We start from the raw sequence: 23,289 nt of genomic DNA on the forward strand, positions 1-23,289 counted from the left end.
TTTAACTCACACTTTTCGCAGCTTGGATGCGTTTATGCTGACACATTTAACTCTGATCAATTTTGCACTCGCTGACCACCTAGCCATCGACATTGAACAAGGCTTCAATGTGCTGACAGGTGAAACAGGTGCAGGTAAGTCATTACTTTTAGATGCATTATCGGCATGTTTAGGTGAACGTATAGATACCAATTACGTACGGTATGGATCAGATAAAGCTGATGTGACAGCCACGTTTAGCTATCAAGAACAAAGTCCTGAAGCCTTATGGTTAAAAGAACATGAACTTGATGATGAATCAGGTGAAATTCATTTACGCCGTGTCATCTTTGCTACAGGTCGCAGCAAAGCATGGATTAATGGACGTCCAAGCAGCCTGTCAGAATTGAAAGAAATTGGGCGTTTGTTGGTACAACTTTATAGCCAGCACAGCCAGCAACAATTGCTCGAACCGCCTTATCCAAAGCACTGGCTTGACCGTTATTATAATTTTTACCAACCTGCTCAAGAAGTTCGAGATGCCTACAGCAAATGGCAAAAAGACATTCGTCAGCATCAAGCGGCGCTGGATGCTCAAGCGACACGTAAACAACGCATTGAAACCTTAGAGTTGCAACTCGAAGAACTCGAAGACGTGGTGCAAACCGACTATAAAGACATTGAACAGGAATTTGACCGCCTTAGCCATCATGAACACATCATGCAGGATTGCAGTTATGGCTTAAATGCTTTGGATGATGCAGAACAAAATATTAATCAGGAAATAGGCACGATTATTCGTCGCATTGAATCGCATGCCGGACGTAGCGAACAGCTTTCTGAAATTTATACCTCATTACTCAATGCACAAAGTGAAATTGAAGATGCGACCAGCAATTTACGTCAATTCATTGATCGTCAAAGCTTCGATCCAGAGCGCATGGAAGAATTAAATACCAAACTGGAAGTTTTCCATCGTTTAGCCCGTAAATATCGCAGCCAGCCTGAAGATTTAAAACAAGAATACGAAGCATGGCAACTTGAGTTAGAGCAACTACATCAACTTGAAGATCCTGAAACGTTGGCAGAACAAGTCGAAGTTTCTCATCAAGACTTCATTGCCAAAGCTGAGCATTTGGATCAAATACGCCGAGACGCTGCTGTCCCATTGGCTAAACAATTAACCGAGCAAGTCAAACAACTCGCACTGCCTGAAGCGCATTTTGAATTTAAATTTGAGCCGCTTGAACATGTATCGAGTGAAGGTTTAAGCTTTATTCAGCTGTTATTCACAGCCAACAAAGGTATTCCTGCGCAGCCTTTAGCTCGCGTGGCATCGGGTGGTGAATTATCTCGTATTGCACTCGTGATGCAGGTGATGAATGCGGAAAAAACCGATTCGGAAGTCTTGGTCTTCGATGAAATTGATGTCGGGATCAGTGGTGGTACAGCTGAAATTGTGGGCCGTTTATTGGCAGACCTTGCGCAACATGTGCAAATTCTATGTATCACGCATCAAGCGCAAGTTGCAGCGCAATCTGATCAGCACTTGTTGGTGAAGAAGCGTCAAACCGACCCTGCCAGCAGTACGATTATCGAACTTGAAGAAGACGATCGAATTCAGGAACTTGCTCGCATGACAGGTGGTGTTGAAATTAGTGACACCACATTGCAACATGCCAAACACTTACGCCAATTAAAATTTCAGCACAGCTAAATCACCGTAAATGTCATGCATAAAAAAGCCTTAGTTCACTTTGACTAAGGCTTTTTTATCACTTGTGATACGACAGTTATTTAACAATCCCTTGATAGACATAACCTTTTGAGCCCAAGCTATAGCGTAAATACTTCTGTTGTGGCTGATAGTTTTCATTTAATAACATCACATCCACATGTTTAGGACCAACTTTTAAATAGTTTTGACTTGAGCTTCTGTCTTGATCGTAGTGGCAATCATAATCGACTGAAATTTCATCTAGGTTTTTTTGCTTGGTTTTAAAGACATAGGATTTTAGTAATTGCTTTGGACCTACTTCAACCGCACGGACGTGATGCATCCCTGAACAGCTATCGCCTTTGTAATAGCTACGCACCAAATACACGACTTTATTGTTTATGCGCACAGGTTGAATCTGATTGATCGAACCTGAATCAAACTGATCTACATGTTGGGTTTTACCTGTGTAGTACTGCACATAGCTATCCCACTCCCCCATGGTGCCGCCACCCGAAATATCAAAGGTATAAAACTTCAGTTTTTTGTCAGGCGAATATTGGATACGTACATAGCCTTGCTCGGTCAACGCAGGAAAATCATAATTAAAACTGCTCTGATCAGCTGAAATAATGTCTACAACTGCACTTTCTATATCAACATTGACCTCATAGAAATTCTGCTGCTTAAATTTTTGGAGTACTTGAGATTCTTGCTTTTGTAAGCTCTGAACATTTGCAAAACTTAAACTTGAAAGGGTGCTCATTAGACCAATGCAGATCCATGTATTGATTTTTTTCATTTTTTATCCTTCATGCTGATGCAAAACACGTTTAAGTTTTGGAAAATTTTAGCAAGAAATTTAGCTGAAAATTAAGAGAATTCTGTGATGATCCTGATAGCGTCTGTATCCAATTCATTGCATTGTTTAGGATGTTTCTCTTAGTCACATTCAATCCAAAGATAAAACCCTGACCTTCATCAAATTGTTTTTTGCATAAAAACTCATTGTTGAAAGGCTTTGACTCTAGTATGTTGATCATTATATAGAGATTAGAATGATTGAAATCATAACAAGGAGAAGCCATTAGGTGACTAAACAATACCTAACACATCGCTGCCTGATCGCTCCGCCAGAAATAAATGATGAATTTTTTGCCCACACTGTTATTTATTTGGCGCGACATGATGAAGACGGCGCACAAGGCATCATTATTAACCGTCCTTCGGGCTTACAAATCAAAGAACTCTTGAATGATTTGGAAATTGAAGCGGATAATGTGCATCCTCATGAAGTGTTGCAAGGCGGCCCCTTGCGCCCTGAGGCAGGTTTTGTTCTTCATACCGGTCAACCTACATGGCACTCTTCCATCGCAGTCGGTGAAAATGTGTGTATTACCACGTCTAAAGATATTTTAGATGCGATTGCACACAACGAAGGCGTGGGACGTTATCAAGTTGCGCTCGGCTATGCCAGCTGGGGTAAAAGCCAGTTAGAAGAAGAAATCGCTCGTGGCGATTGGCTGATTTGCGACTCAGACATGGATTTAATATTTAACTTACCTTATGACGACCGTTGGGATGCTGCCTATAAAAAGATGGGCGTAGACCGCATGTGGTTGTCATCTGAGATTGGACATGCCTGATTTACCGCAATATCAAATGATAATGGCCTTTGACTTTGGCACACAAAAGACAGGAATGGCAGTAGGACAAGCCTTGATTGAAAGTGCAAATCCCCTGCCACTCTTCCCGATGAAAGACGGCATTCCGAATTGGGACAATTTGCTGAAAATTGTAAAGCAATATCAACCTGACTTATTTATTGTCGGCTTACCTCTCAATATGGACGACAGTGAATCTGAACTTTCAACCCGCGCACGTAAATTTGCCCGTCGCTTACGCCATCAAACCAATATTGAAACATTTATGGTTGATGAGCGTCTGACCACGCGTGAAGCCCGTGATGAATTAGATCATTATCAAGCCCAAGGTCGTGCTAAAAAACTCTCTGCGGATAGTCTTGCAGCAGCACTGTTTATTGAAAGTTGGTTTAGAAATCCAGTAGGTTTAAAACCTTAAAAGCTCCTTTGATTTGAAAACCATAAAAAAAGCATCTCGTTTAGAGATGCTTTTTTTATGGCAAATGAATTTCTTTATCTGCCACCAATGAAATGATTGGGGATAACTTAGTTTTTATCCACAATATGCACCGTTGCTGTACGACCTGCAACAAATGCCAATTGATCATGTGGAACTTCATCTAACATGATTTTAACGGGTACCCGCTGTGCAAGACGGACCCAGCTAAAGGTTGGGTTTACATTGGCAAGTAAACCATCTGTTGAGGTTCGTTCACGGTCTTCAATCCCTGTTGCCACACCTTGTACATGACCTTTATAGGTTTCAGAACTTCCCATCAATTGAATCGTTGCCGGTGCACCCACATAGATTTTATCAAGTTTAGTTTCTTCAAAATAACCCACAACATACAATTGTTGACGGTCAATTAAAGCAGCGACAGCTTGACCCACTTTCACATAGTTCCCTGCTTTGAGCTCAAAGTTGGATAAGGTTCCATCGGTCGGTGCGACTACTTCTGAACGTTTTAAATTCAGTTCAGCCAAATGTAAATTACTGGTCGCGACTTCAATCAAGGCTTTCTGTTGAACCACACTGGCTTTGGCTTGTTCAATGGCAGCAGCAGATTGTTCATGCTCTGCATGTGATTGATCTCGTACTGCAAACATTTGATCTTGTTCTTGTTTTGAAATTGCACCATCCATTAGGTCTGAATAACGGTTGGCATTTTTATCTGCAAGATTAATGTTGGCTTGTGATTTCACCAAATTCGCTTTGGATTCTGCCAATTGTGCTTCAGCACCCGCCAAACCCGCCTTGGCTTTGGCAAGGTCAGATTTGGCTTGCTCCACATCTAAGGCTTGACGTGCTACATCAATACGGAATAAGACCTGACCCTTTTTCACTTGCTGGTTATCTTGTACCAAAACATCCGTAACCAAACCTGACACATCAGAAGAGACTTGGATTACATCACCACGCACACGTCCATCACGTGTCCAAGGCTCAGAGTTGTAATAGTCCCAAATATGTTTAATCGCGAGTAAGGCCACACATGCCACAATGATCAGCAATATTGGCCGAGCATATTTACGCACATTTACAGTTGTCATAGATTTACCTCAATCATTTCAATTTTTTCGACTAGAACTGGCAGACAATAAATAACCAATGCACTAGCCAAAGCAGCATGACAAATACACACAGGTAAAAGATATTTGGCATCGGCACCCAATCTGGATCGACAAAGCGGTCGGCTATACGCATCAACACACGTAAAATCAGATATGCCAAAATCGCTTGAATCAATAGAATCGGGACATACACGCCATAAATATTAAGCTCACCCATGAATTGCCTCTATGCGCTGATCCTGTTCTGGCACTTGTGACGAAACATGACACAAACTGCTTTGAATATTATTTAGGGAATATTGAATACGCTGTGCAACATCGACATTTTTAATATCCGCTGCGGCAATATTCAGATGGTTAATTTTGTTCACAATCTGCTGTAATAAATTTGCTAAAACATTTTTTTGATTGTTTTCTTTTGCTCGGAAATAATCATCTAAATCTTGCTGTAACGCTTCTAAACCATTTATCACATCGCTTTCAGGCTCTAACTTGTTCGCCAATTCTTGAATACGGGTTAAATCAATCACCGCACTCGACTCAACCAGTGCCAATTGGATGTATTGTTTCAATTTGGCAGACTGAACCATTTTGGTATTTAACACCCCGATTCGGTCGAGCATGCTCCGTAAATGGATGCGGAACTGTAACCCATATGGTAAATACAACGCCTGACGAATCGCTTTATAGTGCTGTGCCAAAATACGCTGTGCCGTAATATCGGGCGACATGGCGCGAACCAAATTGATAATAAAGACTGAAATAATTGGGCCCAACACCGTACCAATAGAGGCGTCAAAGAAAAGTATTTGGTCAAGAGAATAACGGTTTTGAAAATTCAAGCCCATGATGGTTCCCATCAAAACAGGCAAGCTAATCCCGATTAATGGTGGATGCAAAAATAGCATCAGACAGAACATCACAAATGGCGCTAGTACGATAAATAATTGCCAAAATTCAGTGATATGCGGGAAAATTCCATAGGCATACAGAAAAACGAAAAATGCTGCATAAATATTGCCGCGAATAAACATTTTCAATGCAGGCACAGGGTTATCCATTGCCGTTAAAATACAGGCACTAATTGCAGCCATTTCAGCCATCATAAATCCGGCCTTCCAGCCACTCATGATCCAAAATCCAGTTGAAATCAAAATAATGATGCAGGCTGAAATCCCGCCACGTATGGCAACCCCAGCATCACGATGCAAAGTGGGATAACTCACACTATTCATTGCCATCATGGTGACTGGAAAAGTCGAATCACCTTGCTTCACCCGTTGCCAAAGCAAACGGATAGCACGGATATTTTGAATAAAATGTCGAATATCCATTTTCAAGCTTCCTAACATCACTTGCTGTGAAGGCAAAGCCTGTGCTTGAAGATGTTTAAAATCTTGTTCAAAGCGTTCTGGTAACTGATTAAGCGTCGCTTCATCAATGTCGTGCTGATCTTTTAAAAATTCAACAATATGCGCATGCGCCTGATCCAATGCCGCACGATAGTTTGGATCCAGCTGATCTAACTGTTTCATGCGTTCTGACATTGCCACCAAGTTACTCACCAACAAACTCAATTGATTAAGCATTTCTTGTAAGGGCCGTGTCATACCTTTTAAAGTCGATTTCTCATAGGACAAATGCACTGCCATGACATGAATATCGGCAATATCGCGGGCAATATTGCCAAGCGCTTGTGAGTAATCATCCAGTTGTGAAGGATCAGATAAAATTTTGTCAAAAATCGTTTTGGTATCATCCAGCGTTTTAGACACGCGGGTTTCAACCGCAGGTCCAATATGCATGGGAAAAATGGTCGTGGTCACCACTGCACTACTTAACACACCCACAGTAATTTCAAGAAAACGACCTACTGCCATGTCAAAAATAGAGGCCGTATCAATGAAATACACTACGTTATAGCAAATAATGACTGCGGTATAACCTGCTAACATCGAAACATAGCTACGTGGCGTTCGGTCTAATAAAGATAAATACAGACAGATACCGACCCACACCGCCAAAAAGACCGTGAATAGTACGGGCATATGAATCAAATGTGGCAAGGCAATAACAGAGACGGCTGCACCTAAAAATGTGCCCAAAACCCGATAGAGGCTTTTGGAGGAGGTCATCCCTGAATAGGGATTGGCAATAACGAAAACCGTCCCAATTGCCCAAATGGGATAAGCCAAATTGAGTGCGAAAGCGACATAGAGCGCAAGCATGCCAGCCAAGAATGTCTTAGTCGCAAAAATCCAGTCCAACTTGGTTGGCCGAAAAGCGAGTAATTGTTTCGTGAGCAGCATGATTGTCCTCGATCTCAAGTTTCTTTTTTAAGTGAAAACGGAATCGCATCGAATGCTTACGCATTCAACAAAAGTACCTGAGATTGGACACAGGATTCAGTGGGATTTCGTTTAATTGAAAAGCAATCATTCAAAAGCGCTTAATAGCGCTCGAATAAAAAATAAAGGGAATATTTCTCACACATTATGAAAATGCATAATATTTATTCAATATAGGATATTTTCAATACAATATTGTCAAAAAATATTATTTTTGTCAATATAAATATCTCCATTTGATAATACGTCTAATTTTAACATGCATCTTTTTCTTTTTTTATATAAGTTTCTCAAATGCATCATTTAAGTTATTTTCTTTTCAACATTGTTTGAACGATATCTCAGAAAAGCGCAGCATCAAACAACACAATTTGTTATAAAGTAACTTATCCATTGATTTTTTATTTTGACCAAGCAGGTTCTTATGGCCCTTTCCAGTTTTGGTAAAATTCTCACCGTTCTCGACTTATTTTCTGTTTCACGTCCCATTATTAATGTGGACATCATCAGTGAAGAATTAGGCTTATCTAAACCCACGAGTTATCGCTATTTAAAGGAACTCGTGTCGGCTGAATTATTGCAACGTCTAAGTGGAACATCTGGGGATTACACATTAGGCTCAAAAATTGCCGTATTGGATTTTATTTCACGTACGACAGATCCGTTGGTGCAAATCAGTATTCCATTTATGAAGGAAATCGTTGAAAGAACTGAATCATGCTGTTTATTAACCCATCTGAATAATGATGCATGTATTGATATTCACCATGAGCTGTATAAAGACTACAGTGCTTTGGCTTATGGTCGTGGTAGCCCTCGTCCAATGTATAAAGGCTCATCGTCTAAAGTTATTTTGTCGCATTTACCCAAGCAGCGTATTTTGGATTATTACCACCGTTTTGCCACTGAATTGGCAGAAGTCGGTTTTGCACATAATGAAGATGAGTTTATGCTGCAAATGAAAAAGATCAAAAAACAGGGCTATTATTTTTCCAATGGTGAAGTCGACCCGAACATGTCAAGCTTGTCGATTCCTGTGAAATTTTCAAGTAAAGAAGCTCCGCTTGCATTGACCCTATTGGCATCAAAAAATCGTTTTGAATTTATGAATTTTCAAAAATTGGTCGAAATGATGCAAGATTGTGCCGCACGTATTGAGAAAAAATACAGCAGCATGACCGAAGAAGCTGAAATTGTGTAAGCTAAATGAGGTCTAAAGATTACATTTATTTAATCTTACAAAAATATTAAATTTATTGAATTTTTAAATTGTATTTTTAAATTGTATTTTTAAATTGTATTTTTAAATTGTATTTTTAAATTGTATTTTTAGTACACATTCTCATAATATGATTATTGTTCTTTAGCAGCAGTTTATCAGGATTCATCTTCGATAAGCATGTTCGTGATGTATACTCCTCAGAGAAATTAAGAAAGCTCATCTTGGTATGGGCTTTTTTATATCCAATTTTTCTTCATTGATTTTGATAAAAATAACGAAAGGTCAGATTAATTCTCGGCTCGGTAATTTTTACAGACTTCATTAAGGCATGTTTCCAATAGCGCTGTGTCTGCCCACGCATCACGATCAATTGTCCATGCTGTAATAACATGGGCACTTTTGCTTGGCTACTTTTATGTTGAAAACAAAATTTTCGGCTCGCCCCAAAACTTAAAGACGCAATCACGACCTGTTGATCTGGCGCAATTAATGCAGGCTCGTCATCACTATGCCAACCGACTGCTTGCATGCCATTTTCATATAAGTTGGCCAAACAAGAATTAAAAGAATGCCCTACCAGCTTTTCAATATGTTGTTTTAAACGAAACAGCGCAGGATTCCACTGCTGTGCTTGTTTTTGCATACCCGAATAATGGTATTGATAGTTTTCATCGCCATACCACACCACTTTGCGCTCGGTTTGATAATACTGTCCATGCAAAATGACTTCATCTGGTTGCCAAGCCAAGTGGTGTAGAAAATATCGCAAATATTTATCACTGTCTGAAGCAGACAAAATGAGACCATAATCTTGCACCTCACCATCACAAGGCAGCACATTGGTTCGCTCTTCAGGACTAAATAATTCTAAATTCATTGCATTGACCTAGTACTTTGACTGAACACCGATGTGATCAATAGATGGAGTATAAGCATAGTGTATTCGATTTTTACTAGACACAAATCGATACACAGACATCGCTTGTCGCGGTGTTTTTTCAGGCTTAGACTAAAGCTCAACTTTCACAATAAAAATAATTGCTTATGAATTTATGGCAGGTCTTTCAGAAGCTTCGACCTTTTGTACGACCATATCGGGTCTTGGTCATTGCAACACTGATTATGACTTTAATCGGTTCCTTCACTGCGCAGGTGAATGCGCTGACACTGCAATATGCAGTCGATAGCATTAATAAACTGGTCGAAGCCGGTCAAGGGCTCTCTGCGGGCTGGCATATTTTAATCACGATTAGCGTCATTTTATTGGGCAAAGAAGTGATTAATGCTTTTGTGCAATTTGGGCAAAAATTTTATGGGGAAAAGCTGCGCATTTTGGTATCGCAAGATTTAGCCCAAGGCATTATTGAAAAATTCCTCACCTATCGTTTGGCATTTTTTAATGATGAAAATAACCAGGCCGGCAAACTACAAACCCGTATTGACCGCGGTATTGGTTCTCTTACCCGCTTAGTTCAAATCTTTTTCATTGATATCTTGCCGCTTTTTACCAGCGCCATCGTGGCATTGGGCTTGATGTACTATGCCAATTTTTATGTCGGTTTAGTCGCCACCTGTATTGTGCCGATCTATTTTTGGTTGACCTTCAAACAGGCACAAAAACTTGGCGGCTGGCGACGTAATTTACGCGATGGGCGCGAGAAAAAGAGTCAGGGAATTCTCGGTATTATTAATTCCATTACCGTGATCAAATCCTTTAACCGTGAAACGATTGAAGCGAATAAACAATTAAAACTACAAAAAGAGCTGACCGACAACCAGATGCAGACCCGTCAGATCAGCTTTCTGTTTGATGGTCTCAAAACCTTTATTGAACAAATTGGCATCGTGCTAATCATTATTTTAACGGCGTATTTTGTACTCGATGGGAAAATGAGTATTGGTATGATCATGTATCACGTGCTGCTCTTTAATAATGTTTCCGCACCGATTCGCTCGCTACATCGGATTTATGATGAAGTGAATGATGCCATGATCTACTCAGAAAGCTTTTTCAAAATATTGGAAGCGGATACCGAGATTGAACAAACAGGCTGCAAAAAACCACCAATTCAGGGACGTTTCGATTTAAATAATGTCGAGTTCTATTATCCTAATGGTTATCATGCATTGAAGCATATCAACATGACCATTCAACCCAACAAAATCACGGCTTTAGTGGGGCTATCGGGTGCAGGAAAATCCACATTAATCAGCTTATTAGATAAATTTTTTGAGCCACAAAGTGGGCAAATTTGCATTGATGGTATCGATATTAAGGACATCGACACACAATATCTGCGTGATCATATTGGCTTGGTACTACAAAAAAATCATATTTTCCAAGGCTCAATTTTTGACAATATTCGCTATGGTAAAACCGATGCGGTAGCAGAAGATGTGATGGAAGCAGCACGGAAGGCTTCGATTCATGAGCAGATTTTGCAACTTCCACATGGCTACGAAGCCGATGCCACCTTGCTTTCTGGTGGGCAACAACAGCGAATTGCACTGGCACGCATGTTCCTGAAAAATCCACCGATCATTTTCTTAGATGAACCGACAGCCAGTTTAGATGCCATCGCAACTGAGCAGATCAAGCACAGCTTAGATGAAATCAAACAAGGGCGAACAGTGATCATGATTTCACACAGCTTGTCGCAGATTATTGATGCCGATTATACCTATGTGATGAAAGACGGTGAAATTGCCGAGCATGGTGAACATGATGCACTTTATCATCAGGATGGCGTCTATAAGGAAATTTTTGATGCGATGGCGAAAAGCTTAAATATTGAAAAAATTGCCCGAACCTTTGATGAAGATGAAGAGACACATAGTTAGTGAGATCAAAAAAAAGCCCATCACTTGATGGGCTTTGCAATATTTAACTTAAATTAGCGTTGAACTTTTTGCTCAATTTCTTCGACGCTGGTATGTCGTACATCCAGCCCTTTGACCATATAAATCACTTGTTCAGAAATATTGCGGGCATGGTCACCAATACGCTCTAAAGAGCGTAAGACCCAAAGCACATTCATCACACGAGTAATGTGGCGTGGATCTTCAATCATATACGTCATTAAGGTACGGGTAGCGGACTGATATTCACGATCAATATCAGCATCGGCGAGTAAAACACGTAGTGCCTGATCTACATCTAAACGGGCAAACGCATCTAAGGCATCGTGAATCATCACACGGACTTGGTTGCCAATGTGTCGAGTTTCCATATAACCGCGCGGTGAACCACCCTCTTCACACAAACTCTGTGCGATACGTGCAATTTTTGCTGCTTCATCACCAATTCGTTCTAAATCCGTATTGGCCTTAGACATGGCAATCACCATACGTAAGTCAATGGCTGCGGGATGACGACGCGCCAAAATCAAAGTTAAGGCTTCATCAATTTCAGTTTCCATGCGATTCACCACATTGTCTTGAAACTGCACATCAATCGCCATTGCGGCATCGGTATCTAATAATGCATGTATGGCATTTGCAACTTGTTGTTCAACTAAACCACCCATGGTCATAAATTTGGTATGAACATCCTGTAATTCTTCATTAAATTGCGAAGAAATGTGGTGATTTAAAACAGGATTATTAGGCAAGATACTTCTCCACAACAGCAGAATAAGACAAAACTCAGTGCAATATTAAAGCACATCCAATGTGAAACTTTTATGACGAGCGCTTAATTCTTTAGCATGATTGAAGTTAGCTTAGATTGATCAACTAACCATGCATTCATTTCAATCAAATCCTCTTCCGTTAATTTGCCCACGGCAGCTTTAAGCTCAAGCACATGTATCAAATAGTCATACTTGGAATTTAGATAATCTTGGCGTGCTGAAAAGGCATTACGCTGAGCCAATAACACATCGACCATGGTTTTTAAGCCTTCTTGATATTGCGCTTGCGACGCTAAAGACACTTGAGCGGATGAATCCATCGCGGCTTTGCGTGCTTGCAACTTGGTTTGGTCTGTTTCAACCTGCATATAGGCTTTTTTGACATCGGTTTGCGCTTTACGGATGGAAGCATCGACTTGGGCTTGACTCTTTTCGACTTTAACGCTCGCCTGCTTAATCGACTTTTGAGTGCGTCCGCCATTGAACACATTCCAATTCATTTCAATCCCAATCTGATCAAACTGCCCGTCTTGTGACATGATCGATTCAGGACTTTGCTTGTTATAACCATACGTCCCCACCGCCTCAATTTGAGGATACAAGGCAGCTTGTTCTACTCGTTTGCCATCTTCGGCATAACGCTTTTGCATACGTGCCTGCAAAATTCCTAAATTTTGCCCTTGTGCTAACTCTTCCCATGCTTGGACGTTATTGGGTACGGGTTTTTGGAATTGAAAATCGTCACGCAGTACTGCCAAGTTTTCACGGTATGGCCCGATAAATTGTTGTAACTGTTCTTGTGCCAACACCAATTGCACATTGCTTGCCATACGATTTGCCCGCGCATTTTGATATTGTGCATTGGCTTCACTGACATCACTTTTTGCAACCAAACCTTCTTTCAGCTTGCCATTCATCATCCTTAGCTGTTCAGATAAAGCTTGTTCTTCCTGCAAATTTGCCACAGTTAACGCTTGCTGACGTAGCACATTAAAATAGGCTTCAGAAACATTTAAAATGTGCTCTTGTTTTTGGATTTGCAGGGTAATTTCACTGAGGTTAATTGAGGTCTTCACTTGCTTCAGACCTTCCCATGCATCCCAACGAAAGATCGGTTGACGTGCAGTTAAAGCAATTTGTTTGGTGGTTGTGCTATCGGGCATGATCAATCCAGACTGTGCACCACTTTGATTGGAATTTTGATTTTTACGAGTTACATTGCCAGAGATTGTGACGGTTGGGAGTAAGTTCCCATTTGCAATACCTAAGTTGAGTTTGTCTGCCTCATATTGAAGCTTATTGGCTTGCCAATTCGGGTCAGCTTGTTTTGCACGATCGTAAGCTTCCACAAGATCCAATGCAAAAATGCATGGACTCGTTAAAAGTAAGCAGATTCCAAAAACAACTTTTTTGTTCATTTTTCTTCGTCAATTCCTAACATTTAAATACCCGCTGTTGAGTATTCAAATCTAAAACTAAGCAGATACTAATCGTATCTCTGCAAATTTCCGTATGATTTTTATTAATTTTTTATATCAACTTGGACAAGTTACCTTGTTTATGGACTAATTTCGACAATACTCACAACGCTGTAACAAACAACTGCATAATAGTACACAAAATGCACCCGTTTCATCTATAGAATAGTCGACATTCCATCGGACTATATACCCTCTTTATTGCATCGAGCCATAGTGTCAAAAATTTTTAATCTGCCAGCTAAATTCAGCGCGCTTTTTTTGTGTTTCAGTTTGCTCACCGCATGTCAGCAACAACCTGAACCTCAGCCTGCACCAGAATTTCAAAACAAACAAACTGTTCAAAAAGAAGCAGTAGATTTGTCGTTGCTGTGCAAAAAATTAGCACAAAATATGCAAGAGATCGATGATCAACGCACTACCTTTGCACTCGAACAAATTAACCAAGATTTAAAAGTTTGCTTACCGCTATTAGAAGCGCCCGAACAGCAAAAATTACTCAAACTGTCAAATCAGATGTATAAAAACTTTTTACATGTTGAACGCACCGCACAGCAACAATTAGCGTTTGAACAGTATGCTTTTGATATGGCACAGCACCCAACCATCCAACAAAATCACTATGAACAATTGACCCTACGTGACCAATATCTTTTGAAGCACAAAGGACAAGCCTATGTTGAATTGTTCGATGCAGGTGAAGGTCAATTACGCTATCGCCGTAGTCCCGAATATTTAGCTAAAATTTTCGCACCCTATATGGATGATGCCGAGCAAGTCTTTATTGAAAATTTGGCTGAACAAAATACACAACCTGTTTTGCTGCAAAAAACCTTGACCCTTGACCCTCAAGACATCGCAAGCCGCGCTTTATTTTGGGAAGATTATCTCAAACAGTATCCAGACAGCCCTTATAAAAAAGATGCGCAACAATTGTTATATCAATACAGCCAATTTTTGTTTGTCGGCACGTCTGATAGCCCTGTTTCTGGCGATTATTCAGATCGACTCAGCATTCAGGCCAGTTCGCTTGAAGAAATCGAAAAATTGTCCAAATTAAAGCAGTCACAATTGGCCATACACTCGCGTCAGTTCTTAAAATTAATTGAGCAAAATACTGTGAGCGGTAACCGCACTGCCGAATCCCAACTCCTCAGTACAATCGGTATTCACAATCCATCGCCAAGCTATAAAAAAGACTGTTTTAGTGATGCCATTTGCACTGTAAGTTGAGTGAAATTCTTTAATTGAGTTGAATCGTATTTTCACAATAACTCTCAATATTGATGAATTCTCATACAATATAAAATGACACTGCATTTAAACAATGTTCATGCTAGTATCCACATAAAGCTTGACGGAGCGCAGGTAATACCCTGCTGAGATCATTCCAATTTAGCCTTGCTAAGTTTAAGGATGAGTACCGTTGAACCTGATCAGGTTAAGACCTGCGTAGGAATCAAGCCATCTAAAAACTTCAGCTCTATTTTTATTCATTGCAGCAAGATTCGATTTTCTTGTTATTTTGGGATAATTACGCCACGTTTTTGGTCGTGCTTGATTCGTTGATGTCATTCATAAGGATCATTGCAATGAACCAATTAACGAATCTCACCGCTGCTGATCGCTCTGCTCAACATGAGCAAGATGCTAAAGATCTGACACGCATTTTACCCGCTTCTCGCAAAGTTTATATTGAAGGCTCACGTCCTGACATTCAGGTGCCCATGCGTGAGATTAGTCTATCTGAAACCCCGACAGGTTTAGGCGGCGAAACCAATCCGCCTGTTATGGTGTATGACACCTCTGGTGCGTATACCGACCCAACTGTAGAGATTGATCTAAATCAAGGTTTACCGAATGTCCGTGAAAGCTGGATTGAATCGCGCAACGATACTGAAATACTCGACACCCTGACCTCAACATTTGGTCAAGAACGTTTAAGAGATATTCGTACCGCCAATATTCGCTTTGCCCATATCTCAAAACCACGCCGAGCGAAACGCGGACACAACGTCACACAAATGCATTATGCCAAACAAGGCATCATTACCCCTGAAATGGAATACATTGCAATTCGAGAGAATCAGCGCCAATTGGCAGGCGTGGATATGCGTCAACATGCGGGCCAGAATTTTGGTGCACGCAATTTAACTGAAATCACCCCTGAGTTTGTACGTCAAGAAGTGGCTGAGGGACGTGCCATCATTCCAGCCAATATTAACCACCCAGAGTGTGAGCCGATGATTATCGGACGGAACTTTTTGGTGAAGATTAATGCCAATATTGGCAACTCTGCACTGGGTTCAAGCATTGATGAAGAAGTCGCAAAAATGACATGGGCCACGCGTTGGGGTGCAGATACCATCATGGACTTGTCGACGGGCAAAAATATTCATGAAACCCGCGAATGGATTATTCGTAACTCCCCTGTCCCTATTGGTACCGTCCCAATTTATCAAGCCCTTGAGAAAGTCGATGGCATTGCTGAAGACTTAACATGGGAAATCTTTAAAGACACATTGATCGAGCAAGCGGAACAAGGCGTCGATTACTTTACCATCCATGCTGGCGTACTTTTACGTTATGTGCCGCTCACAGCCGACCGCCTCACTGGAATCGTGTCACGCGGTGGCTCGATCATGGCACAGTGGTGTTTGGCACATCATAAAGAAAACTTCTTGTACACACATTTCGATGAAATCTGCGAAATCATGAAGGCCTATGACGTGTCATTTAGCTTAGGTGATGGCCTGCGTCCGGGGTGTATTCAAGATGCCAATGATGAAGCGCAATTTAGTGAGTTAAGAACCTTAGGCGAACTCACACACCGCGCATGGCAACATGATGTTCAAGTCATGATTGAAGGGCCTGGCCATGTACCGATGCATATGATTAAGGAAAATATGGATCTGCAATTGGAAGTTTGCCAAGAGGCACCGTTTTATACCCTTGGTCCATTAACCACCGATATTGCACCCGGTTATGATCATATTACTTCAGCCATTGGTGCTGCGATGATTGGTTGGTATGGCACCGCAATGCTCTGTTATGTGACTCCAAAAGAACACTTGGGCTTACCCGATAAAAAAGACGTCAAAGACGGGATCATCACTTATAAAATTGCGGCACATGCAGCTGACTTGGCCAAAGGACATCCCGGCGCTCAAGCACGTGACAATGCACTATCCAAAGCACGTTTTGAATTCCGTTGGGAAGATCAGTTTAATTTGAGTTTAGACCCAGATACTGCACGTTCAATGCATGATGAAACCATGCCAAAAGAGGCACATAAATCGGCACACTTCTGTTCCATGTGTGGACCTAAATTCTGCTCCATGAAAATCACGCAAAATGTTCGAGATTATGCAAAAAACCAACAAGATACACATGTGATCACTGAAAGCTCAACAGAGATTGAATCCGGTCTACAAAGCATGAAAGATGCCTATCATCAACATGGTCAAAAGTTGTACCATAAGCTTTAAATCTTAAAAAAAATCTTTTGTATTCAAGAAAATCTCGGTTAGGATGAAATAAAAGATTTCATCCTGATTAGAGCTTATGAATATTATTAAACAGGCCACATATAACAATAAAGACTACGTCATCGAAGCTCGCGAATATCTATTTAAAGGGTTCATTCAGGTCGAAAAAGTTAAACTTCGTCACCGCTTATTTAATCAACACGCCATGATTCCAACCATCCAGCGCGAATTAATTCGTCGTCCTGAAGCGGCGGGTGTCTTAATTTATAATGATAAGCAACAAAAATTTGCCCTCATTGAGCAATTTCGAATTGGTGCCATCAACGATACGGAGTCACCATGGCAGCTGGAAATTATTGCAGGCGTTTTAGATGGTGATGAATCGCCAGAAACCTGTATTCGTCGTGAAAGTTTAGAAGAATCTGGCTGTAAAATTGATGATTTACAGCATTTATTTAGTTTCTATCCATCGGCTGGTGCTTGTGCAGAACTATTTCATCTATATAGTGCAGAAGCGACATTACCTGAACACGGTGGTGTATTTGGTATGCCCGGCGAAGGTGAAAATATACAACTACATATTTTAAACTATACCGATATTTCAACTTTACTAACCAATGGTCGGCTAAAAAACGCACCTGTCATTATGGCCTTGCAATGGTTACAACAGCACATACATACTACAAGGAATGTCTAAGGGGAAGGACATGACTTTAAGGGATACGCAACAATACGACTGGACCATTGTCCAGATTTCGGACACTCACTTAATGGATCAGGAAGATCTTGAGTTTGTCCGCATGAATCCAGAACAAAGCTTTCATGATGTGATTCAACATATTCAGCGCAATCAACATCCTGTAACCGCACTTGTTCATACGGGCGACTTAGCACAAGTGCCAGTCGAAAAGACTTATGCGCGCTATTTAAACTATATGCAGCAACAAGGTTTTCCATACTATCAAGTACCAGGAAATCATGATGACGCGACATACTTTCCATTTATCGAACAACAAGACCAAGCACATATTGTCCATTATGGAAAATGGAGCATAATTCTGCTGAATAGTGCTGTCAAAGGCAAAGTGGATGGCTGGGTTGCCCAACAGCAGCTTGAGCAACTCGATCAGTTACTCGGTCAATATGCGCAGCAACACATCATTATTGCCTGCCATCATCATCCTTTCGCCATGCAGTCGCATTGGATTGATCAACATAAACTAAAAAATACCGAACACCTGATGGATGTGATTTCACGGCACCATAATGTCAAAATTGTACTTTGTGGTCATGTGCATCAAGACTCGTGTAATGAATGGCACGGCATTCAATTTTTATCGACGCCATCGACCAGTGTACAGTTCAAACCTTTTAGTGAAAATTTTGCGCTCGATGAAGCTTTACCGGGCTATCGTGCACTCTATCTGAATGATAATGGTGAATTTAAAACGGAAGTAATTCGCGTCAAATTAAAGCAGCCTAAAATTAATCTTGAAATTTCAGGTTATTAACTTTTCAATTTGTTTTTTTTGCATTACTTTATGGCATTCAAAGGAAAAGCGATAGTTAGAATCCAAACATCAAAGACTATCAATAAGCAAAAAAAGTCTATATGATGACGACCCCCACAGAAGGAAACTCTGTGGTGGGTGGATAAAAAACTTGCATATCACCATATTTTTTGCGTATAGATATATGCATATGATGAGGAATGCCCTATATGGCGAATGACAACCAAAATCAAGTCTTAGACGAACAAACTGATGTAGTAGACGAGAAGTCTACAAAACGCGTGCGCAAAACAAAGCCAAAGGCGACTGATGGTGGTTCTACTGCGAGCTTATTTGGTATTGAGCCTTATCAGCCTAAAAAGAATGAAGAATACATGTCTGAAGGCCAGCTTGAGCACTTCCGCCGCATTTTATTGGCGTGGAAAGCTGAGCTGATGTCTGAAGTAGACCGTACTTTAAACACCATGCAGGATGAAAATACTGCACTGCCTGACGTGAACGACCGTGCAACGCAGGAAGAAGAATTTGCGATTGAATTACGTACGCGTGACCGTGAACGTAAATTGATCCGTAAAATTGAGCAATCAATCGAAGCGATCAAAAACGATGACTATGGTTTCTGTGAAACCTGTGGTATCGAAATTGGTCTACGTCGTTTAGAAGCTCGACCAACTGCGACCTTATGTATCGACTGCAAAACCCTTGCAGAGATCAAAGAGAAGCAAAATAACGGTTAATTAAGTGTTAAGTAATCCCTCCCTAGCCCTCCCTTTAGAAAAGGGAGGGAAAGTTGCAGAGCATTACGTGGGCCGGTTTGCGCCATCGCCAACCGGCCCTTTGCATTTTGGTTCTTTAATTACCGCAGTCGCAAGTTACTGCGATGCCCGCGCCCACCAAGGTCGTTGGGTCGTTCGTATTGAAGACACCGACATCCCTCGCATTTACCCCTGCAGTGAAGATCATATCTTACGTTCAATTGATGCCTTTCAATTTGAACCCGATGCCGACATCATTTTTCAAAAAGACCGTCTCGATATTTATGAACAGGTCATTGAGCAATTGCATACACAAGGCTTAGTCTATGCCTGCCAATGCACGCGTAAAATGCTCGGTTCCAATCACATTTATCAAGGTACCTGTCGAGAGCTCGGTTTAGCACTCAAAGATCAAGCCATTCGCGTTAAAGTCGATGATCAAGACATTTGCTTTATGGACCGTCTGCAAGGCACACACTGCTCAAATCTCATGCGAGATTTAGGCGACTTTGTATTAAAGCGTCGTGATGGCATTATCAATTACCAATTGGCTGTGGTGGTGGATGATTATCTGCAAGGTATGACCCATGTGGTGCGCGGTGCAGATCTGCTCGACAACACTGAACGTCAAATCTGGTTAGCTCAAATACTCGGTTATCCTAAACTCGAATATATGCATTTACCCTTAGCGATGAATGACCAAGGGCAGAAACTGTCCAAGCAAAATATGGCCCAAGCCCTCGATCTGAACCAAGCGCCAGCGCTATTACAACAAGCCTTCGCTGCCCTGCAGCAAGCACCTGTTGACTTAGATACACCACGAATTATGCTACAGCAAGCCATTGCACAATGGGATATTGAACGTATTCCACATCGCCTGACCTTAGCGCAGATTTATCAATAAAGCGTCGTCACACGACTCTAGCAATCAATCTCGCATGGATATGCTTTAATGAATGAAGTTATGTGTGTCTGGAGATGGCGATGTTTTTTATTTTTGGATTAGGCCCGAAAACCAAAGTCATTGAAAAAAATCAGTTTACATGTCCCGTGTGTCGTACACGTAGCCAGTATGAGCTAAAACAGCAACGCCATTATTTTTCTTTATTTTTTATTCCAATGATTCCGCTGTCTAAAGCCAAAGCCAGCTTTGTGAAGTGCTTACACTGTGGAACAGAAATGCCCGCTCAAGTTCTCGAACATGCACAACCTGATCCACAGTGAAGCTTACTTAGAAGCTTGATTCTTCTTTGCTTGGATTGACGTCTTTGGTGGTGGAATCAATCTTCAAGATCAGACTGACCATCACTGCACAAATAATCAAAGATGAACCACCATAACTAATAAACGGCAAGGTCAAACCTTTAGTCGGCAGCATCCCCATATTCATGCCCGCATTCACCAAAATCTGCAGCAAGAAAATGATACTAATACCATAAGCCAAATAGCCCGCACGTAAGTACTGATGGCGCAAGGCACGATGTCCAATACGAATACAGCAGACGAGCATGACAAAAGACAAGCTGAGTACCGTAAAGATGCCTAAGAATCCAAACTCTTCACCTAAAACTGCCAGCATAAAGTCGGTATGTGCTTCAGGTAGATACGACATTTTTTGGATACTGTGCCCTAAGCCGACGCCAACCCATTCACCACGGCCAAAAGCCATAAGTGCATTGGATAACTGATACCCCGCCCCCAATGGATCACTCCATGGATTGGAGAACGACATTAAACGTTCTAAACGGTAAGGTTCAAAGAGAATCAAGAACACAAATGCCATGATGATCGCACCAAAGGCGATGGCGAACTGGATCAGTGGTGCACCCGCAAGGAAGAATACGCCCAACATAGTTAAGGCAATCACGACGGTTGCCCCTAAGTCAGGTTCAGCCATAACAAGCCCAACCGTTGCCGCCATGATGACTGCAAGTCGTACCAGACCTTTAATATTATTACGTACTTCTTCCGCACGTCGTACCACATAGTCAGCGGTAAAAATCGCCATCATGACTTTGGCGACTTCCGAAGCCTGTAAGGTAAAGCCTGCAATACGAATCCAACGCTTAGAACCGTTGACCTCCGTCCCGACTGCCAATACAGCAGCCAGTAAGATGATGGTAATGATCCATAAAAAGAAAGTATTGTTAAACCAGACATTCAGCGGCACTTTATAGGCGATATAGGCAGCAGCAGCGGCTGCGGCAATCGAAATCCCATGGCGTGAAATGTAATGGAAGGCATTTTCATGCATACGTTCTGCATAAGGCATCGATGCCGATGCCACCATAATTGAGCCGATACACAATAATGCCAATACACAGAAAATTAACACATTGCGCACGTTGACCTCGGCAGGTAACCGAGGAATCCAACGTTCTACAACTTCGTTTATTCTATTTATGGTCGTCTGAGCTAACCCAGCCATACAACTTTCCTTATCGTTGTTTTAAACGAGTGCATTCACACAATCAACAAATTGGTGTCCACGCTCACCGTAGCCTTTAAACATATCAAAACTTGCACATGCAGGTGACAATAACACCACATCATTTTCAACGGCATTTTGCTGACATAGCTCGACTGCTTGCTGCAAACTTTCCGCATGAATTAAAGTGGTCGTACCATCAATGGCTTTTTCAATAATTGGACGATCTTCACCAATCAATACTGCAACTTTGGCGTATTTTGAAAGCGAATCACGCAGTGCAGTAAAGTCCTGCCCTTTGCCTTGACCACCCAAAATAATCGCAACCTTACCACCTTTGGCTTCAATCGCAGCACCTAAACCATCGACTGCTGCCAATGTTGCGCCAATATTGGTGCCTTTAGAGTCGTTATAATAACGAACGCCATGTACTTCTTTAACGTATTCACAGCGATGTTCTAAACCTTTAAAGGTTTTCAAAGTTTCAAGCATGCTTTCGAGCGGCAAACCAATTGCTTCACCCAAAGCTAAACATGCCAAAGCATTCGCCACATTATGTGTGCCTTGAATGTACATGTCTGCACTTTTTAGTAAACGCTCACGACCACGTGCCAACCAAATAGTGCCATCAGTATCACGTAAGATACCGAACTGATTCATATCGGGTGCATTTAGACCAAAGCTTTGCATTGGGGTGACATCTGGAACCAATGGACGTGTTAAAGAGTCATCACGGTTATAAACCACTTTTTTCACCGCTTGGAAAATACGGTGTTTTGCTGTGTGATAACCCATCATATCGCCATGACGGTCCAGATGGTCTTCACTCATGTTTAAGACCACAGCCACTTCAGCCGCTAAATTTGATGTAGTTTCCAACTGGAAGCTAGAAAGTTCTAATACATATAGCTCAGGATCATCTTTGGTGAGATCCAAGGCTGGACGACCTAAGTTGCCGCCAACAGCGACTTTTTTACCTGCATCCGCAGCCATTAAGCCAAATAAAGTCGTTACGGTACTTTTAGCATTCGAGCCAGTAATAGCCACAATAGGCTTATCTGTCGCACGACGTAAAATTTGGATTTCTGAAACCACTGGAATATTCGCTACCATTGCAGCTTGAATTTCAGGTAATTTGGGGTCTAATCCCGGGCTAATAATAATTTCTTCTGCTTGGAGCAATAAATCTTGATCAAGTTTGCCGAAACTGGTTTGAACATCTGCTGGAATTTGATCATGACCAGGTGGAACTTCACGTGAATCGGTGACTGCAACGCGGTAGCCATGGTTATGTAAGAAATTCACTGCGGAAACACCAGAGATACCTAATCCGGCAACAACCTTCAACCCACCACGCTGTATTAACATTTCTGCCCCATTTATTGGTCTGTTTTTAAAACTGACAAAATGTTAGCACTTTGCTGTTTTGAATGCTTTTTATGTTTGCATTTTCTGGCAGTTTTTTTGTGTCTGCACGTAAAAAAACCGCCATAACAATGGCGGTTTTTTTATTTTT

Annotated in this window: 21 protein-coding genes and 1 riboswitch; of the genes, 12 read left to right on the top strand and 9 right to left on the bottom strand. The window is 41.3% G+C overall.

From position 1 onward, the window contains the following. The first annotated feature begins 34 nt into the window (after positions 1 to 34). A complete protein-coding gene (recN, locus tag B9T33_RS07375) occupies positions 35 to 1,696 on the top strand; it encodes a DNA repair protein RecN (protein WP_086178286.1) in 1,662 nt (553 codons plus the stop codon). A 76-nt stretch (positions 1,697 to 1,772) separates the two neighbouring features. Here the strand turns inward: recN and B9T33_RS07380 are convergent, their stop codons facing one another. Beyond that, positions 1,773 to 2,498 (bottom strand): hypothetical protein, encoded by a 726-nt coding sequence (locus B9T33_RS07380; protein ID WP_086178287.1) that lies wholly within the window; start codon positions 2,496 to 2,498, stop codon positions 1,773 to 1,775. A 289-nt stretch (positions 2,499 to 2,787) separates the two neighbouring features. Here B9T33_RS07380 and B9T33_RS07390 point away from each other — a divergent pair, with 289 nt between their 5' ends. Next, positions 2,788 to 3,342, top strand: coding sequence for a YqgE/AlgH family protein (locus B9T33_RS07390; protein ID WP_086178289.1), 555 nt, complete (start codon positions 2,788 to 2,790; stop codon positions 3,340 to 3,342). After that, positions 3,335 to 3,778, top strand: coding sequence for a Holliday junction resolvase RuvX (gene ruvX / locus B9T33_RS07395; protein ID WP_086178290.1), 444 nt, complete (start codon positions 3,335 to 3,337; stop codon positions 3,776 to 3,778). Before B9T33_RS07390 ends, ruvX begins: the two co-directional genes overlap by 8 nt. Positions 3,779 to 3,885: 107 nt before the next feature. Here ruvX and B9T33_RS07400 read toward each other — a convergent pair whose 3' ends face one another. The 3 genes from B9T33_RS07400 to B9T33_RS07410 are packed head-to-tail and all read right to left on the bottom strand — an operon-like array spanning position 3,886 to position 7,220. After that, positions 3,886 to 4,890 (bottom strand): HlyD family secretion protein, encoded by a 1,005-nt coding sequence (locus tag B9T33_RS07400; RefSeq protein WP_086178291.1) that lies wholly within the window; start codon positions 4,888 to 4,890, stop codon positions 3,886 to 3,888. 31 nt (positions 4,891 to 4,921) lie between these two features. Then, complete coding sequence (locus B9T33_RS07405) at positions 4,922 to 5,128, bottom strand: DUF1656 domain-containing protein (protein WP_086178292.1); 207 nt, start codon at positions 5,126 to 5,128, stop codon at positions 4,922 to 4,924. Further along, the gene (locus B9T33_RS07410; protein ID WP_086178293.1) at positions 5,121 to 7,220 is read right to left on the bottom strand and encodes an FUSC family protein; all 2,100 of its coding nucleotides are present in this window, start codon (positions 7,218 to 7,220) and stop codon (positions 5,121 to 5,123) included. Before B9T33_RS07410 ends, B9T33_RS07405 begins: the two co-directional genes overlap by 8 nt. Before the next feature lie 463 nt (positions 7,221 to 7,683). Here B9T33_RS07410 and B9T33_RS07415 point away from each other — a divergent pair, with 463 nt between their 5' ends. Next, the gene (locus B9T33_RS07415) at positions 7,684 to 8,460 is read left to right on the top strand and encodes an IclR family transcriptional regulator (protein WP_086178294.1); all 777 of its coding nucleotides are present in this window, start codon (positions 7,684 to 7,686) and stop codon (positions 8,458 to 8,460) included. A gap of 274 nt (positions 8,461 to 8,734) precedes the next feature. On the opposite strand, the gene B9T33_RS07420 is transcribed toward B9T33_RS07415, so the two are convergent. Then, positions 8,735 to 9,358, bottom strand: a complete 624-nt coding sequence (locus B9T33_RS07420) for an alpha-ketoglutarate-dependent dioxygenase AlkB family protein (RefSeq protein WP_086178295.1) — start codon at positions 9,356 to 9,358, stop codon at positions 8,735 to 8,737. Between the two features lie 167 nt (positions 9,359 to 9,525). Between B9T33_RS07420 and B9T33_RS07425 the strand changes: the two genes are divergently transcribed. Continuing rightward, positions 9,526 to 11,322 (top strand): ABC transporter ATP-binding protein, encoded by a 1,797-nt coding sequence (locus B9T33_RS07425; protein WP_086178296.1) that lies wholly within the window; start codon positions 9,526 to 9,528, stop codon positions 11,320 to 11,322. Between the two features lie 53 nt (positions 11,323 to 11,375). Here the strand turns inward: B9T33_RS07425 and phoU are convergent, their stop codons facing one another. Together phoU and B9T33_RS07435 are read right to left on the bottom strand one after the other, a co-directional pair. After that, complete coding sequence (gene phoU, locus B9T33_RS07430) at positions 11,376 to 12,095, bottom strand: phosphate signaling complex protein PhoU (RefSeq protein WP_086178318.1); 720 nt, start codon at positions 12,093 to 12,095, stop codon at positions 11,376 to 11,378. Between the two features lie 80 nt (positions 12,096 to 12,175). Further along, positions 12,176 to 13,531 (bottom strand): TolC family outer membrane protein, encoded by a 1,356-nt coding sequence (locus tag B9T33_RS07435; RefSeq protein WP_086178297.1) that lies wholly within the window; start codon positions 13,529 to 13,531, stop codon positions 12,176 to 12,178. A gap of 276 nt (positions 13,532 to 13,807) precedes the next feature. Here B9T33_RS07435 and B9T33_RS07440 point away from each other — a divergent pair, with 276 nt between their 5' ends. From B9T33_RS07440 to B9T33_RS07470, 7 genes are all read left to right on the top strand, one after another. After that, entirely contained in the window at positions 13,808 to 14,824 is a 1,017-nt protein-coding gene (locus B9T33_RS07440; protein ID WP_228145794.1) for a hypothetical protein, read from the top strand. A gap of 115 nt (positions 14,825 to 14,939) precedes the next feature. After that, positions 14,940 to 15,067: riboswitch (TPP riboswitch) on the top strand. Between the two features lie 116 nt (positions 15,068 to 15,183). Further along, complete coding sequence (thiC, locus tag B9T33_RS07445; RefSeq protein ID WP_086178298.1) at positions 15,184 to 17,079, top strand: phosphomethylpyrimidine synthase ThiC; 1,896 nt, start codon at positions 15,184 to 15,186, stop codon at positions 17,077 to 17,079. Between the two features lie 76 nt (positions 17,080 to 17,155). Then, entirely contained in the window at positions 17,156 to 17,776 is a 621-nt protein-coding gene (locus tag B9T33_RS07450) for an NUDIX domain-containing protein (RefSeq protein ID WP_086178299.1), read from the top strand. A 10-nt stretch (positions 17,777 to 17,786) separates the two neighbouring features. Continuing rightward, the gene (gene cpdA / locus B9T33_RS07455) at positions 17,787 to 18,590 is read left to right on the top strand and encodes a 3',5'-cyclic-AMP phosphodiesterase (protein ID WP_086178300.1); all 804 of its coding nucleotides are present in this window, start codon (positions 17,787 to 17,789) and stop codon (positions 18,588 to 18,590) included. 209 nt (positions 18,591 to 18,799) lie between these two features. Next, positions 18,800 to 19,327: an RNA polymerase-binding protein DksA gene (gene dksA, locus B9T33_RS07460; protein ID WP_086178301.1), complete on the top strand. Its 528-nt coding sequence runs from the start codon at positions 18,800 to 18,802 to the stop codon at positions 19,325 to 19,327. A gap of 4 nt (positions 19,328 to 19,331) precedes the next feature. Further along, positions 19,332 to 20,249: a tRNA glutamyl-Q(34) synthetase GluQRS gene (gene gluQRS / locus B9T33_RS07465; RefSeq protein ID WP_086178302.1), complete on the top strand. Its 918-nt coding sequence runs from the start codon at positions 19,332 to 19,334 to the stop codon at positions 20,247 to 20,249. Between the two features lie 80 nt (positions 20,250 to 20,329). Then, a complete protein-coding gene (locus tag B9T33_RS07470) occupies positions 20,330 to 20,569 on the top strand; it encodes a zinc-ribbon domain-containing protein (protein ID WP_086178303.1) in 240 nt (79 codons plus the stop codon). Between the two features lie 7 nt (positions 20,570 to 20,576). Here B9T33_RS07470 and ftsW read toward each other — a convergent pair whose 3' ends face one another. Further along, positions 20,577 to 21,773 carry a putative lipid II flippase FtsW gene (gene ftsW, locus B9T33_RS07475; RefSeq protein ID WP_086178304.1) on the bottom strand — a complete coding sequence of 399 codons (1,197 nt, stop codon included), beginning with the start codon at positions 21,771 to 21,773 and terminating at the stop codon, positions 20,577 to 20,579. A gap of 21 nt (positions 21,774 to 21,794) precedes the next feature. Next, a complete protein-coding gene (gene murD / locus B9T33_RS07480; RefSeq protein WP_086178305.1) occupies positions 21,795 to 23,141 on the bottom strand; it encodes a UDP-N-acetylmuramoyl-L-alanine--D-glutamate ligase in 1,347 nt (448 codons plus the stop codon). Between the last annotated feature and the right edge of the window lie 148 nt (positions 23,142 to 23,289).

Source organism: Acinetobacter sp. ANC 5054 (assembly GCF_002135295.1).
In the GTDB taxonomy this organism is placed as follows: Bacteria; Pseudomonadota; Gammaproteobacteria; order Pseudomonadales; family Moraxellaceae; genus Acinetobacter.

What these genes read in the sequence shown, in the direction of transcription:
- recN (WP_086178286.1), top strand. Translation starts at nt 35, where the DNA reads ATGCTGACACATTTAACTCTGATCAATTTTGCACTCGCTGACCACCTA.
- B9T33_RS07380 (WP_086178287.1), bottom strand. Translation starts at nt 2,498, where the DNA reads ATGAAAAAAATCAATACATGGATCTGCATTGGTCTAATGAGCACCCTT.
- ruvX (WP_086178290.1), top strand. Translation starts at nt 3,335, where the DNA reads ATGCCTGATTTACCGCAATATCAAATGATAATGGCCTTTGACTTTGGC.
- B9T33_RS07400 (WP_086178291.1), bottom strand. Translation starts at nt 4,890, where the DNA reads ATGACAACTGTAAATGTGCGTAAATATGCTCGGCCAATATTGCTGATC.
- B9T33_RS07405 (WP_086178292.1), bottom strand. Translation starts at nt 5,128, where the DNA reads ATGGGTGAGCTTAATATTTATGGCGTGTATGTCCCGATTCTATTGATT.
- B9T33_RS07410 (WP_086178293.1), bottom strand. Translation starts at nt 7,220, where the DNA reads ATGCTGCTCACGAAACAATTACTCGCTTTTCGGCCAACCAAGTTGGAC.
- B9T33_RS07415 (WP_086178294.1), top strand. Translation starts at nt 7,684, where the DNA reads ATGGCCCTTTCCAGTTTTGGTAAAATTCTCACCGTTCTCGACTTATTT.
- B9T33_RS07420 (WP_086178295.1), bottom strand. Translation starts at nt 9,358, where the DNA reads ATGAATTTAGAATTATTTAGTCCTGAAGAGCGAACCAATGTGCTGCCT.
- B9T33_RS07425 (WP_086178296.1), top strand. Translation starts at nt 9,526, where the DNA reads ATGAATTTATGGCAGGTCTTTCAGAAGCTTCGACCTTTTGTACGACCA.
- B9T33_RS07435 (WP_086178297.1), bottom strand. Translation starts at nt 13,531, where the DNA reads ATGAACAAAAAAGTTGTTTTTGGAATCTGCTTACTTTTAACGAGTCCA.
- thiC (WP_086178298.1), top strand. Translation starts at nt 15,184, where the DNA reads ATGAACCAATTAACGAATCTCACCGCTGCTGATCGCTCTGCTCAACAT.
- B9T33_RS07450 (WP_086178299.1), top strand. Translation starts at nt 17,156, where the DNA reads ATGAATATTATTAAACAGGCCACATATAACAATAAAGACTACGTCATC.
- cpdA (WP_086178300.1), top strand. Translation starts at nt 17,787, where the DNA reads ATGACTTTAAGGGATACGCAACAATACGACTGGACCATTGTCCAGATT.
- dksA (WP_086178301.1), top strand. Translation starts at nt 18,800, where the DNA reads ATGGCGAATGACAACCAAAATCAAGTCTTAGACGAACAAACTGATGTA.
- B9T33_RS07470 (WP_086178303.1), top strand. Translation starts at nt 20,330, where the DNA reads ATGTTTTTTATTTTTGGATTAGGCCCGAAAACCAAAGTCATTGAAAAA.
- ftsW (WP_086178304.1), bottom strand. Translation starts at nt 21,773, where the DNA reads ATGGCTGGGTTAGCTCAGACGACCATAAATAGAATAAACGAAGTTGTA.
- murD (WP_086178305.1), bottom strand. Translation starts at nt 23,141, where the DNA reads ATGTTAATACAGCGTGGTGGGTTGAAGGTTGTTGCCGGATTAGGTATC.